Origin of the sequence: Maribacter sp. 1_2014MBL_MicDiv (assembly GCF_001865655.1) — a bacterium.
GTDB classification, from domain to species: Bacteria; Bacteroidota; Bacteroidia; order Flavobacteriales; family Flavobacteriaceae; genus Maribacter; species Maribacter dokdonensis.
The window spans coordinates 172512-187206 of record NZ_CP011318.1; the positions used below are offsets into that span (position 1 = coordinate 172512).

The 14695-nt window shown below is 34.8% G+C and carries 14 protein-coding genes; 8 read left to right on the plus strand and 6 right to left on the minus strand.

The window, feature by feature from the left end; genetic code table 11:
• Positions 1-4: 4 nt before the first annotated feature.
• From YQ22_RS00785 to YQ22_RS00795, 3 genes are all read right to left on the minus strand, one after another.
• Positions 5-289 carry a 2TM domain-containing protein gene (locus tag YQ22_RS00785; protein WP_058103126.1) on the minus strand — a complete coding sequence of 95 codons (285 nt, stop codon included), beginning with the start codon at positions 287-289 and terminating at the stop codon, positions 5-7.
• A gap of 143 nt (positions 290-432) precedes the next feature.
• A complete protein-coding gene (locus YQ22_RS00790) occupies positions 433-885 on the minus strand; it encodes a pyridoxamine 5'-phosphate oxidase family protein (RefSeq protein ID WP_071339676.1) in 453 nt (150 codons plus the stop codon).
• A gap of 21 nt (positions 886-906) precedes the next feature.
• On the minus strand, positions 907-2229 hold the full coding sequence (locus YQ22_RS00795; RefSeq protein ID WP_071339677.1) for a 2TM domain-containing protein: 1323 nt from the start codon (positions 2227-2229) through the stop codon (positions 907-909).
• Positions 2230-2553: 324 nt separating this feature from the next.
• Between YQ22_RS00795 and YQ22_RS00800 the strand changes: the two genes are divergently transcribed.
• From YQ22_RS00800 to YQ22_RS00825, 6 genes are all read left to right on the plus strand, one after another.
• The gene (locus YQ22_RS00800; protein ID WP_232231260.1) at positions 2554-3030 is read left to right on the plus strand and encodes a hypothetical protein; all 477 of its coding nucleotides are present in this window, start codon (positions 2554-2556) and stop codon (positions 3028-3030) included.
• Positions 3031-3259: 229 nt separating this feature from the next.
• Positions 3260-3967 (plus strand): DUF6090 family protein, encoded by a 708-nt coding sequence (locus tag YQ22_RS00805; protein ID WP_071339678.1) that lies wholly within the window; start codon positions 3260-3262, stop codon positions 3965-3967.
• Between the two features lie 179 nt (positions 3968-4146).
• Complete coding sequence (locus YQ22_RS00810) at positions 4147-4614, plus strand: type II secretion system protein GspG (RefSeq protein ID WP_071339679.1); 468 nt, start codon at positions 4147-4149, stop codon at positions 4612-4614.
• Between the two features lie 404 nt (positions 4615-5018).
• A complete protein-coding gene (locus YQ22_RS00815) occupies positions 5019-5507 on the plus strand; it encodes a GNAT family N-acetyltransferase (RefSeq protein ID WP_071339680.1) in 489 nt (162 codons plus the stop codon).
• Between the two features lie 47 nt (positions 5508-5554).
• Positions 5555-6085: a sigma-70 family RNA polymerase sigma factor gene (locus YQ22_RS00820; RefSeq protein ID WP_071339681.1), complete on the plus strand. Its 531-nt coding sequence runs from the start codon at positions 5555-5557 to the stop codon at positions 6083-6085.
• A gap of 62 nt (positions 6086-6147) precedes the next feature.
• A complete protein-coding gene (locus tag YQ22_RS00825; RefSeq protein ID WP_071339682.1) occupies positions 6148-7026 on the plus strand; it encodes a PhzF family phenazine biosynthesis protein in 879 nt (292 codons plus the stop codon).
• Positions 7027-7154: 128 nt separating this feature from the next.
• On the opposite strand, the gene YQ22_RS00830 is transcribed toward YQ22_RS00825, so the two are convergent.
• From YQ22_RS00830 to YQ22_RS00840, 3 genes are read right to left on the minus strand one after another with little or no spacing between them, the layout of a single operon-like run.
• Complete coding sequence (locus YQ22_RS00830) at positions 7155-8291, minus strand: Gfo/Idh/MocA family oxidoreductase (protein WP_071339683.1); 1137 nt, start codon at positions 8289-8291, stop codon at positions 7155-7157.
• A 3-nt stretch (positions 8292-8294) separates the two neighbouring features.
• On the minus strand, positions 8295-9167 hold the full coding sequence (locus YQ22_RS00835) for a sugar phosphate isomerase/epimerase family protein (RefSeq protein ID WP_071339684.1): 873 nt from the start codon (positions 9165-9167) through the stop codon (positions 8295-8297).
• Positions 9168-12659 (minus strand): PVC-type heme-binding CxxCH protein, encoded by a 3492-nt coding sequence (locus YQ22_RS00840; protein WP_071339685.1) that lies wholly within the window; start codon positions 12657-12659, stop codon positions 9168-9170.
• 171 nt (positions 12660-12830) lie between these two features.
• Here YQ22_RS00840 and YQ22_RS00845 point away from each other — a divergent pair, with 171 nt between their 5' ends.
• Positions 12831-13700: an AraC family transcriptional regulator gene (locus YQ22_RS00845; protein ID WP_071339686.1), complete on the plus strand. Its 870-nt coding sequence runs from the start codon at positions 12831-12833 to the stop codon at positions 13698-13700.
• A gap of 277 nt (positions 13701-13977) precedes the next feature.
• Complete coding sequence (locus tag YQ22_RS00850) at positions 13978-14628, plus strand: peroxiredoxin-like family protein (protein ID WP_071339687.1); 651 nt, start codon at positions 13978-13980, stop codon at positions 14626-14628.
• Positions 14629-14695: the final 67 nt, after the last annotated feature.

Here is a 14695-nt window from a genome sequence, read left to right on the forward strand (position 1 = left end):
TAGGTTACGATTTTTGCATAAACTCTTTGATCTTTCTCTCTTCCCAATCTTTACTGAAAAGTGGGTTGTAGCCATAGGCATAAAGTCCGTTCATAACCAACCCGAAACCCCAACCTAATGCCGGAAAAATTGCCCATGGGAAACTGGTGGTTGAATAATTGATATAGACCAAAATTGGAATGACAATGCAGTATGCCATTAAATTTCCGTAAAAGCCCTTGATCGCTTGTACTTTCTCTTTAGCCTTTTGGTATTTGTAATTTTGGTCGTTTGTTATATTTGATTCCATCTTTATTGGTTTTAGGTTAATCCTGTTTTAATTTCTATACTTCAAATTTCGGCAGATAACCCAGGTTTTTTAAAAAAGAAATACCCAGTTGTAATTTTTGATGACTGAATTGTAGTTTAAGAAGATTTAAGATTGGACAGGGACTATAAACCGTACGTTTTCTTGGCACTTTCTACTTGCTCTTGCTCCGTAGTTTCAGGATATAGCACATATTTTGGGGCTATAATAGGCTTGGCGCTATGAACATTAATTTTGGTAATGGTTGCAAACGGAAAGTTTCCTTTGGTAAGTTCTAAAAGCACTTCTTCCATTTTAGCAAAGACTGGGTGGTCTCTCTGAATAATTTCAGCAGTTCCTTTAAGCTGAAAACCTTTCTGCTTTAAAATATCTATAAAACTGATACAAACATTCTTGTTCTGCCTAATATTCTTTACCGTTTGTGGAGATGCTATATTGGCAACGATGACAACATCATATTTAAAAAAACTAAAAATCTCTTTTGGGGATACATTGGGTACCAGATCAATAGATGCTGTTGCCAACCAACATAAAACACTTTCATTCATAGAATCTTTTATGTGATCTGTAATCTTCATGATATGTTACTTTTGGTTGTATTAAAACCTATCATCTTCCATATACTGTTTAATTTTTCTTTCTTCCCAATCTTTACCAAGTATGGGGTTAATGCCATAGGCCTTAAGCCCATGTACCAGTAGACCAATACCCCAACCTATAGCAGGAAAAATAAACCAGGTAAAACTGGTGGTCCTATAATTTATAAAGGCCAAGATCGGAATTACAATACAATATGATGTTAGGTTACCATAGAAGCCTTTAATTTCTTCTACCTGACGTTTAGCCTTTTCATATCTTTTTGCGCTTATATGCTCATCTTGTGTCTCTTTAAAAGATATGGTATTGGTCAACATAGGTAAACGTACCTTAAACTCGGTGCCCGACTTAAAGATCTGCATTTCTTTTTTGGTAAGAATGGCATACCGTTGGCGAATGTTCTGCAAGCCCACACCACTACTCTTTTTAACCACTTGCTTTTCTTGTAGGTTATTGATAACGTACAAGTAACCATCTTCCTCATAAATCTTAATATGCAATGGTTTGGCCGAAGTAACCACATTATGCTTTACCGCATTTTCTAACAACAGCTGAAGTGACAGCGGTACAATCTTGGCCTCTGGGTTTGTTGCCTCATCCGGAATTTCAAAAACGATACTATCTTCAAAACGCATTTTCAATAGACGTACATAGGTTCTTGCGAACTTAAGCTCTTCATCTACAGAAATTAAATTTTTGCTCTTTTGCTCCAGCACATAGCGGTACACTTTTGATAACGAAGTAGTAAACTTTTGGGCCTGCATAGGGTCTTCTTCTATGAGACTGGTAAGTACGTTAAGACTATTAAAAAGGAAGTGTGGATCTAGTTGATTCTTTAAAGCATCGAACTTTGCCGATGCCGAACCTGCAATAATTTTCTGTTCTTTTACCTTGGTATCTTGTAGCGCTTTGTAAAAGTAAAAGGCATGTAGAAATAAGGAAACTACAAGGGTAATGATCAACGCATAGATGTAATATTCTATTTTTTCACCACTTACAAACTGATCAAAGGTTTCCCCAAAAATGACCATTTCTGTGAAACACCTAACAACCCCAAATGCCAAGACCGTTAATACAATAGACCCAATAGCTCCATACCATAGTCGCTTTTTGGTCTGTTTATCCCAACTGTAAATTTTTGATATAAAATCATTATAATACGCATTTACACAGGTAAGCACAAATGAATACAAAAAGCTAATACCGGCAAACTGCAACTCTCTATATACCGTTATATTTTGCCAGTCTGAAAAAAGCAACCGTATTAGCACCATTACCATGGTTATAATAATACTTGCCCTTAGCACCTTAAAAAAATCACCCATGCACCTACGCTTTAATTTTCTTCAATTCTTTAAAATTAGGGATTTCTATGTAGAAGTCATTAGCATTCTATAGTTACCCTAATAGTGTACAAACATGAAACCTTTTTTCCCGAATTAAAAGAAATAAGGATCCAATTGTAGATTTTTGGTACTGAACCGTTACAAAAACCAGTTATACATTTTATATTAAACTATTGTATAGTTTTATAAACTGATATTTTTTGATAGATTTTTCTTTCCTTAAATGTCAAAATCTCCTAGATTTAAGCATTGATATATGTGTAATTGTGCACATATTCAATTGTTACCCAACATTTGAAAAAAATGACCAAATCGATAATAATTGTACTTCTGACCTTTATGATATTTGGCTGTACTGATATAAATCAAGCCGAAAACACTATCGCTAAACTAGAAAGTCTGCGTGCGGAAAATGATAGTTTGCGAAAAATTGTTGCGGATATTGAAACTAAATATGTGTTTGACAGTATATCTGTAAGAGACATTCCCGATTACAAAAACACTTACAAGCTGAACTCAAAAATCAAAGGCGAAATTGTATTTGTTGGTTACAATATTGATTTAGAAAAATCAAGAGTAATTATGGTAGATAGTGTGACATACAATCCGGAAAAGCTTCACAATCCTGACACACTGAAATTTCAGAATGGCGGATATAAATATGAAATTAAATTAAACGATAAAGAAATTACTTGGAAAGCTGACATTAAAGTTGAAAACGAATACGGACAAAAGATGCAAGGACTTTTAATGAATAAAGCAACAACGAAAAAAAACTAATGGCAACAATGTATATAAAACATAGCTAATATAGGCTTTACGAGAGGTTTTCATGTATTTGCGAAGACCGCCAAATTTTTAAATTTGGCTTTTAGTAAAATAAAGATAAAAAGAAAAATTTAAAAATTTAAAAATTCGGCTCGTGTATAATCCGAAACGATAGCGTCTTTTTACACGCTACGTTTCATATACGGAGACGTAATGCTTCTTTATGACAAACCAATAACCAATGATAAAATTCTTTAGAAAAATTAGACAGAACTTACTCTCTGAAAACAAATTCAGCAAGTATTTGATTTATGCTATTGGCGAAATTATTCTTGTTGTTGTTGGAATTTTAATAGCGTTATCAATTAATAATTGGAATGAAAGCCAAAAACTGAATAAGGAGATTGTTAGTCTATCCAACTCAATAATTACCGAATTAAGGAATGACATTTCAGCCTTTGAAAGATCCATAATTATAAATGATTCAGTATTGAATACTTCCGCTGTTATTTTTGATAGCATTTCTAAAACGAAATCTGGTAACGTCAGAAAATTATTGTTTTTAAATAGTAGATATTGGGATTTTCGCCCAAATAATGCAGTCTATAAATCATCTGTTTCAAGCGGATTTTTACCTAATTATGATGATTCTTTAGAAATAAAAATAATTAACTACTATGAAAAACAATATACGATTTTAAAAATTATGGCTCTTGAACAAACACACTATACACATAAAGTGAGTGATCTACTGATTAATGAATTTCCAAGTTATACACTTTCAGATGAAGTATATAATATGCGAGCTTTAGAAATAATAGGCAAAGACCATGTGATTAATACCATCTTAGCAAGTAATTTATCAACAAATAGCTTACAGAAAACAATGAAAGAAACAAAAGAACAAGCAGAACAATTAATTGCATCCCTAGAACTATTAATAGAATAACCAAGCAAAACAACGTGTATAAAACATAGCTAATAATGGCTTTTCGAGAGGTTGGGGTTTATTTAGAAAGTCCGCCAATTATAAAATTCGGCTCTGTTTTAATCTGAAATATTAGTGTCTTTTTGTACGCTTTGCTTTATAAATAAGTCTGTTGTAGCACATTTACCAAAACCAACTAAATGCTTGAATTAAAACTTTCGACTTTAGCAGAATTTGGACTAATCCGAGAGGATTATAAACATCGGAAACGAATAAGTAAAAAAGAAAAAGAAGATGGTACTAAAAGACCTATTCAAAAATATTTTTTGCAACCAAGTGCATTAATTTTCATTTCTGTTTTAGTCATTGGGAGTTTAATCTTTATTCTGTTTTTTACTTATCAAAGAACATGTGTTTTTCCTGAAAGAACTGTGAAAGAAATCTCTGAAATGAGTGACAGAATGGAAAATTGGAACCAAAAGTTCGGACGATACCCATCAAACCTTAATGAGTTAATTGGAAATAGTCCTGTACGACAAAGTTGGAAAAAAGACGCTTGGAACCGAGAATATGAATTTACGATTTCGGAAAACGGAAAAACGTTTTTAATCACCTCTGCTGGTTCTGATGGAGAATTTAATACAGAAGATGACATTGAATCGCAATAGAAGAAATATAAAAATTATACGACTTTACATAATTAGTCTATTATGTATTAGCTGTTATTTCTTAATGGAAAACTATAATGTAATACATAAAGTCCTTCAACAATGGAGTACTCTTCGTTATAATCAATATACTTCAAAGTTTGTTGCAATATTATTTACAGGATTACTCAAATATGGATTATTGATAGTTGGAATTTGTATTTTTTCAACGTTGAGCTTTATGTTAATCAAAGAGAAATTAAATAAATAAAACCTGCAACAACACCACCTATAAAGCAATACGGTATCAATGTTTTAACACCAAGAACTATGTATATTTATACGGTAGTTAAATTGAAAATTGCGTGTAGACGAAATATTCAAATTTAGCTTTGCATCAATCAAAATAAAATGAATACAGTAAAATGAAAATTAGGAAAGTTCATAAAAAAGCTTTTACCATTTCAACGGACAAGAACAAGTTAGATGTGGAAAGCATTCATAAATTTCTTGCCAACGAAACCGATTGGGCAAACGGAATTCCCATCCATACTTTAAAAACATCCATTGAAAATTCTCTAAATTTTGGGGTGTATTACAAAAACAAGCAAATCGGCTTTGCAAGAATAATTAGTGACTTCTCTACCATTGCCTATTTAGGAGATGTTTATATCTTAAAGGAATATAGAGGAAAAGGATTGAGTAAATGGCTCATGAACGAAATAACGGAACACCCTAACCTCCAAGGATTAAGACGCTGGATTTTATTAACCGATACCGCTGAATGGCTTTATAAAAAATATGGCTTTACAGCATTGCCTAATCCTCAATTATATATGGAAAAACATAACCCCAATGTGTATAAGGGCATGGATCAAACCAAAGCTAACAATGCCGAAAATTCTTATTCCTAAACGCATCAATTCTAATATATGACATAAACCCTTTAAAACTTACCATTGTGAAAACGGAACTTAACACCATTTGGATAGATTTAAATGAAGAACTGTATGCCTTTATTTTAGGGAGAATTAAGGATGAACACATTGCTAAAGATATTCATCAAGAAGTATTTTTAAAGGTTCAAACTAAAATACATCAGCTTAAACGCACCTCTAAGCTTACCTCTTGGGTATATCAAATTACACGGAACAGTATTATTGACCACTATAGAAAATCTAACAATAAAACTATTTCAATAAACGATATGGATTTCCCCGAAGTGGATAGTGAAAATTTTGAATACGCCAACCTAACAAATTGTATCAATCAAAAAATTGAAGACCTATCCTCTCATCATAAAGAAGCCATTATATTGACTTCTTTTCGAAATTATTCGCAAAAAGAACTTGCTCAACATTTGAACATCTCCTATTCCGGTACAAAATCCAGGGTGCAAAAAGCCAAGGAAATTTTAAAGGAGAATATCCTAGATTGCCCAAATGTAGCATCTGATAATACGGGCAAATTAATAGATTTTGAAAAAAAGTAATAATTACTACGTCTTTTTCCAGTGCACAGCGTCCATCTTGTATAACACATAAATTATTACAAATGGAAAAGTCAAAACAAAAGATAACCGTACAAATTTTAAATGCTTTTGCCGAACATGGTAAAGGCGGCAACCCTGCAGGAGTTGTACTAAACGCAGATGCCCTAACTGACAAAAACAAACTTGAAATTGCCAAAAAGGTTGGTTTATCTGAAACAGCATTCGTATCAAAGTCTACAACCGACGATTTTAAATTAGATTTTTTTACGCCCAACAAGCAAATTGCGCATTGTGGTCATGCCACTGTTGCCACATTCTCTTATTTAAAGCAAATGGGCATATTAACCAAAAATAGCTCTTCAAAAGAAACGATCGATGGCAGTCGAAAAATAGAAATCATCGGAGATTTAGCGTTTATGGAGCAATTGCCCCCAAAATACACTGAAATAAACGACGGGCATGCCGTTTTACAGTCGCTAGGGTTAGGTACAGCGGACGTTTTACCAAATGCCCCTATGCTATCCGTACATACGGGTAATTCATTTTTGCTTATTCCCGTTAAAAACAGCGAAACATTAAAGAATATAGTACCAGATTTTGACATGATCCATAAAATCAGTGACGAGTTGAATCTCATTGGTTACTATGCGTTTACCACAGATACTTCATATGATGCTACCGCAAGAATGTTTGGTCCGCGTTATGGTATATTGGAAGAAGCCGGTACAGGTATGGCCGCCGGTCCGCTGGGGAGCTATTTTTTTGATATTTTAAAGCAAAAGAAAAGTACTTTTCATATTCAACAAGGCAAATATATGGCACCGCCTTCGCCCAGTTTAATAACCGTTAAACTACAAATTGAAAAAGAAAAAATAAGTAGTTTAATGGCTGGCGGCATAGGCATTTTGAACAAACAATTAGTGGTTGAGATCGATGATTGAAAATGAGCTTACCATTCATTTAATTATTTAATAAAAATAATCTGGAACCATTAATATAATATTACACAGTCTTAATGCCCTAAAATGGTCATTAAGACTGTATTTATAATTTAAAGCCCTACTGTATTTTAATCTGTAAAAGTAAAATCTGGCAGTTTTATGATCTCTCCTCCTTTTAAAGCGGATTCGTGTGATAAAATACCCACACATGTAATGTTAGCAGACTGTTTTGCATTCGGATAAGGAGTAGTGTCATTGAGCAAACCGTTTACAAAAGCATGTACTAAATGAGGGTGAGAACCACCATGACCAGCGCCTTGGGTAAAGGATAAATGTTGATTATCACCCTCATCATATACGCCGTGTGTGGTAAATGACTGAATTTCTTTGGGCAAAAACTTTGCAAAATCCGGACAGACAACCTCTTCAGGTATTTCCTGTTCTGGTTTCTTGGCCGTATGCATTACAAGGGGTTTACCCTCGATCAACGGCCATTCTACAGATTTCTTGGAACCGTATACTTCAAAACTTTCCCTATACTGCCGTGCAACATCAAACAAAGAGCGATATACCTGAGCACTTAAATCGGAATTTCTAAATTTAATATGGGTAGTTTCTACAGCGAATGGTGAATTGTATTCTTTAATTAGTTCATCGCGAATTGTACCAGACCCAAAGCAAGAGACATATTCTGCCTCATTCTGAGTTAATCCTAAAACCGGTCCTACACAATGTGTAGCATAGTGCATTGGCGGTAAGCCCGGCCAGTAATTGGGCCAACCATCCATATCTTGTTGATGACTTGCTTTTAAAAATTGAATTTTCCCCAGATTACCATTTTCATATAACTCTTTCATGAATAAAAACTCCCTAGCATATACCACGGTTTCCATCATCATATAAGTTAACCCGGTTTCTTGGATCAAGGCCACAATTTGCCTACATTCATCAACAGTTGTTGCCATAGGCACCGTACAGGCTACATGTTTACCTGCCCTTAATGCTTGTATAGATTGCTGACCATGAAGAGGTATTGGTGTATTTATATGCACTGCGTCTATATCTGGATCATTCAAAAGCTCCTCGTAAGAAGTATATCTTTTTTCTATATTAAACACATCCGCTATTTGTTGAAGTTTTTTATCGTTTCGTTGACATAATGCTACCAACTCAGCATTAGGATGTTTTTTATAAATAGGAATAAATTCTGCTCCAAAGCCAAGTCCTATTATAGCGATCTTAATTTTTTTATCACTTAAATTCATATGTTAATCCTTAAATGTTCTTCTTAAAAATTCTAGTCCATTTTGTGCAAATTCATCTTGACTCTTTGCCTTGGTCTTCCATATACAAACGGCACCAGCCAATTCCTTTATCTCCGGAGTAAAACTTTCAATGACCATAGCTCCGTTATAATTAATATCCTTAAGACCTAGGTAAATATCGTTCCAAGGGGTGAGCCCGGTACCAGGAGTACCTCTATGATTTTCAGAGACTTGAATATGTATAAGTTTATCACCTACTACATTTATAGCTTTACGTAGATTGTTTTCTTCTATCGTCATATGAAAACTATCTAAAGATACCATAGCGGCTTCATGATCCACATCTGCAATTAACTGCATTACATCTTCTGCCGTATTGACCATATCTGACTCAAACCTGTTCAATGGCTCTATTCCTATTTTTAGATCATATGCATAAGCTAAACGACAAGCATGTTTTACATTGGCTACCGCTAAATCCCATTCTGCCTTTCTTTGATCTGTAGATAACATACGCGCCTTTCCTACAGCCGAATATAAAGGGCCAACAAAAGATGTTGCGCCAAGTACACTGCAGATTTCAAAACATTGCTCTAAATATTCAAAGCAATGCAAATGCACTTTCTCATCCTTACTGGTCAGGTCTTTAGTTGGTCCAAATGCCCCGCATATAGAAGCTTTTAAACCATGATCATCTAGCGCTTTTTTTACTTCTGCCGCATTGATCAATAACGGATCCTCTATGGGGATCTCAACAACATCAAAACCCATTTTTTTAATTTTTGCAAACAGCCCAATACTTTCAGTGGAAAATGGTGATTGCCACAGCCAAGTACTGACTCCGAAAACCAACTTATTCTTATTCAAATCTCTCATCTATTTAACGATCATTACTCCTTGCATAATTCTCCAATGTCCGGGAAAAGTGCAGATATATGGGTATTCACCTGGTTTACTTGGGGCCGTAAACTTTAGTGAATACGTTTCATCAGGATTCAATATTGGTGTTGCAAATAGCACATCGCCCATTTGCGGTACATAATTAAGTGTCGCAGCATTAGGATCCGCAGCCATTTTATCTGCCGCTTTTCCTACAATATCTTTTTTACCGGGTTTAGTTATGACCAAATTATGCTGCATATAATCAGGATTTTGCAATACCAATTCTACTTGTTCACTAGCATTTACCTCAAACCTGGTAACATTGAACTTCATTTCATTTTTTAAAACCTTGATTTCAATCACCTTAGCGTCATTTTGATCAATGTTTTCTTGAGCTTCAATTTTGTTAGATTGATTATCGTAGTACTTATATAAGAGGTTGACAATATCAAAAACGTTAGTTACTTTTTCCTCTTGATCCAAAAAGCTTTTTTCGACTTTATATTTATAGGCTCCATTGATCCTAACCAAGGATTCACCTGCTTCTATATACATCTGCCAAAAATTACCATAAATACCACCTTCGCCTCCAGTATCTTCAACTTTAATGGCAATCGTATTTTTACCTGGTTTTAATACCCCATCTGGAATTTTATAATGTCTATTGGAACTATAACTTGATGCCATACTACCTACTTCAATTCCGTTGATATAGGTAATATCTGAATCATCAATGGGACCTAACGATATTGCAGCACCCTTAACCATGTTGGCCGGTATATTTACTTCTCTTCTAAACCAAATAACACCATCAATATCCAGTCCGGCATTTTCAATATACTGGGGCAACTCCATAGTTTCCCAATCGCTGTCATCGTAATTGACCAAACTCATATCAACTCTTTTTTCAAAAGAAATTTCATGTGTAGGATTGGCTTTATGAAACGCATTTAAAAACCCGCTTAAATGAATGGCCGCATTGGCATAAAGTGCCTTATATAACCAAGGATCACTCATCACCTTTTGGTCTTGTGAAAGGTTATACATTAGTTGCCCCATTTTCGTGGAAGAGGGTCTTTCTGTAAAATAAAGTAATGTTGCCAATTGAACACGAGGGTCTTTATCATAAAGTGTATTGGCTTTTAATATAGCTGCATCGGTCTGTGTATTTCTAGGTAACATTTGCAATGCCGCTTTTCTAACTGCCCATGCCTTATGATATAATGCACTACGTACTACTTTAAGTGCTTCATTATTATTTTCAATGGCATTTAATCCATTAATAGTCCAAAGGGCATGTAATGCAGCATTGTTTAATCCGATTTGATCAACATGTTGGTCATTCACTAATTCATAAAGACCACTTAACAAGTCAACATACTCATTTTCAACTATAAGGCGTTGGCCGGTTAACCTCCAAAATTTATTGTCATCACTTAATGCTTTCAATAAAGCACCTGGATGTTTTTTTGACAATTGTTTTGGCTCATAGGTATCATCATCTTTTGGTACCACACGCCAAATTCTACCATGACCTTTATCCCTTAAAGGATTTACATAGGCATTACCGTCTCCATTTTCTGCGTTATATCCGCCACGATCTTCATTAGGTGTAGGGTTGTGCTGCACTATAAAATTATACCAATCTGCAATCCAAACAGCTCCGTCAGGTCCAACCTTGGCATCTACCGGTGAACTCCATTCATCCGCAGATGCAAATAAATTACCATAATCTTCTTCAGCGTAACCAGAACCATTATTGACTATTTTAGCTTGGTGCACTAGCCCACCCGTTGGCTCACATACAAAGGCTATTTTGTTCCAATACGGCTCCGGATATGCACGTGCAGTATAGAAATAGTGACCCGCCGCTGCAGTAAACCCTCCAAAAACATCTACTTGTCTTACATTTGAAGTAATTGGCTGCATATAATAATGCCCATCTATTTTAGCACTTCCGTCAGCCCCAATTCCTTTTACATCCTTTAGGTTTTTATTCGGAATAGCTACAAATGCACTATGCGTGTTGTTCGCTGTAGATGCGAATATCTCGTTATCTTCCGTTATGCCCAACCCCCAAGTGTTATTACTGGTATTAGTAATAACTTCAAAAGTTTTCTTCTTGGGGTTAAAACGATAGACATTCTGATTGAATTTTAAATCTTGTCCAAAAGCATTTCCATCAAACCCTGAATACCCTACTACACCGTAAAGATTATTGTCAATACCATACTGTAGATTTGATGGTCCTGCGTGTGTATCAAAAGTTCCCCATCCATCTATTAGTATTTCTTTTACATCTGCTTTATCATCACCGTCAGTATCTTTTAAGAAAATAAAATGAGGTGCCTGTGAAACTATAATACCGCCATCATAAAAAGTAAAACTTGTAGGTATATTCAATTCTTCTGCGAAGATGGTTACCTTATCTGCTTTTCCGTCACCATCGGTATCTTCCAAAATTTTCACCTTATCATCACCTTTACTATTATCATTACGAACCGTATTTGGATAATCTACAGTTTCAATAACCCATAACCTACCCTGTTCATCCCAATCCATAGCAATTGGGTTTATAATATCTGGTTCAGATGCAAACAGTTGTACTTCAAAACCCGCAGGTACCTGAATTAATTTTTTTGATGCTTCTGCAGATAACGGTAGTTGATATTTTGGCGCAGGATCTCTTTTTTCATAGTTTGGTATGTTTGCGCGTTCTTCATAGGATAATGTTGGCATATTGACCATAAATGCTGTCCAATTCTTTTTAACCTTTTTATTTACAGCCCAAAGAATTCCAGATTTAATTAAGCTTTGAAATCCTTTATTGTTCCATGTACGATCGTCATGACCAAAAGCTGTATAAAATACTTTGCCTTCTCCTACTTCTTTTACCCATGTGTAAGGTTCACGGTGATCACCTTCTACACGCTCCATTAAAACGGTAATATCATCAGCTATTTTATCATGAACATAAATTTCGTCCCAAGTTTTAAATGGAGCCAAATTTTTAGTCACAGGATGATCTTTATTAACAATATCTGCCATAAATGTTCCTGTTTGGTGACTTTTAAATTGCGCACCGACTAGTTTTATGTATTCATTGGAGTTCTTAAAACAAAAACTAGCCGAATGTATAGGAATGAATGCATTACCATTTTCTACAAAGCTTAATAATGCTTTTTCCTCATTATGAGATATCTCTTCTTGATTTCCATACATAATAAGTCCGTCATACAATCTTAAATTTTCTTCATTAAGGTCAGATTGTTTTTCGGTATATGTAATATTTATACCATCCTTAGTTAATGCAGATGCCAAAATGGGAAAATAGGTTCTTGAATTATGATGCTCCAATTCATGACCTAAAAAAAGTAATTCTATTCTTCTCGGCTTATCATCTAACTGTTCTTTACCCATTGGCGAACAAGCCGATAGAAAGATTATCAGTGATAAAAATAAAAATGGGTAAGAATAGGTTTTCATAGGTAGTCTTTTTTTCTTAGGTCAATATTACCCAAAAAACAAGCTGAAAAATTACTCTCATTTATCACAAACCGACTATATATTATCATTCAAATCATAATAACTATATTTTTTTGATACATTAGTATAAAATCCATTTAAAAATGGAATGTATTAAGCCAACATTATGTCATGAAATCTGCGCTACAAAAATCACCGATTCCCAAGCATCATGCCTATTTAGCTAGAATGCTTAAAGAGCCTGTTTTTGATCCTCATTGGCATTTTCATTCAGAACATCAGCTTTTTCTAGTTCTAAAAGGTAGTGGCACAAGATTTATTGGCGATAGCGTTAAATCATATATTGCTGGTGATATAACTTTTATAGGTCCTGACCTTCCACATCTTTGGCGTAGTGAAAATGAGGAAGAGCAAGAAATGAACATTGCTTGGTCTGAAGGGATCGTCATTTATTTTCATAAAGATTTTTTAGGAAAAAATCTTTTGCAGAGCAATGAAGCCATACGTTTACGAAATGTTTTCCATAAAAGTCTACGGGGAATTGAGTTTACCCATAAGACCGCTGCAACCTTAAAAACAATGATGATTGACCTTGTAGCCATGACCGGGTTTGATGGTGTGCTACAATTACTAAAAATTTTAAATTTTATAAGTACAACCAACGAATTTAATCTTTTGGCCAGCGCTGGTTATACCAACACCCTAAGGGAAGCAGATACGGAACGTATGTTCAAAGTGTATGCTTTTGTCATGAAAAACTTTAAGCAAAAAATATTCTTGACAGATTTAGCCAAACTAACGAATATGACCCCTACATCATTCAGTAGATATTTTAAGCAACACGCTAATAAACCTTTTTCAGATTTTGTAAGTGAAATTAGAATTGGTCATGCTTGTAAACTTTTGATCGAGAAGAAAATGAATGTTTCACAAGCTTGTTATCAAAGCGGATATCAAACGCTTTCAAATTTCAACAAACAATTTAAGCATATCACTAAATTAACCCCTTTGGCATACAAAAAGAAATACGAGATACACTAAACGTCAATGCATAGTTTAATGGAATCAATTACGGAATTTTTAAATTTTCAACAATAGATTTCTTGTACCATCCGCACAATTATAAGGCAAAGCTAAAAGTAATTACCACAACGTTTCAGTTTTGACAAAATAAAGGTATATATGCTCATCTTACCCAAAAGAACAATGTTATATTATTCCTAATGCAGACCAATAGCACAAAGGGTTTTCACTATATTTCGAAAAAATACGCTAGACTACCAAGTAGCTATATACATAGAAAATTTGGACTTACATAATGCAAAAACTAAGAGAACAGACCGATGCTAAAATAGCTTTTGGCAGACAAAAAAATCCTGAATTCATGAAAGGCGTCGATGAGATCATCGAAGAAGCAAAGGCTTTTGAAAAAGGTAAGAATGCGCTAAAGGTAGGAGAACAAGCTCCGGATTTTGAGTTACCGGATGCTTTAGGCAATCAAATAAAATTATCCGGTTTATTGGAAAACGGTGCGGTGGTAGTCACTTTTTACCGTGGTAGCTGGTGCCCATACTGCAACTTACAATTACGTGCTTTACAAGCTAAACTACCGGAAATTCAATCTCTTGGCGCTACGCTGGTCGCCATTAGTCCAGAAGTTCCAGATGCATCAATGACCAAGAATGAAATTAGCGAGATGGATTTTACAGTTTTGTCTGACCAAGATGCAAAAGTAGCGTCTAAGTACGGCGTAGCTTGGGAAGTACCAGAATTTCTTTTGGACCATATGCGCGTTGACCGAAATCTTGATCTAAAACAAATAAATAACGGAAATGGAACGGTATTGCCAATACCTGCTACCTTTATTGTTGGCACAGACGGTGCAATTCAATGGAGCTACGTTAACGTTGATTACCGTACACGTTCAGAGCCAGACGAAATTGTAGAAGCTTTAAAAAGTATCTCTTAAATAAAACCACCAAACCTTTTATCAGTGAAAATTATAGACACACCAGAGCAAAACCACCTTAAAATTG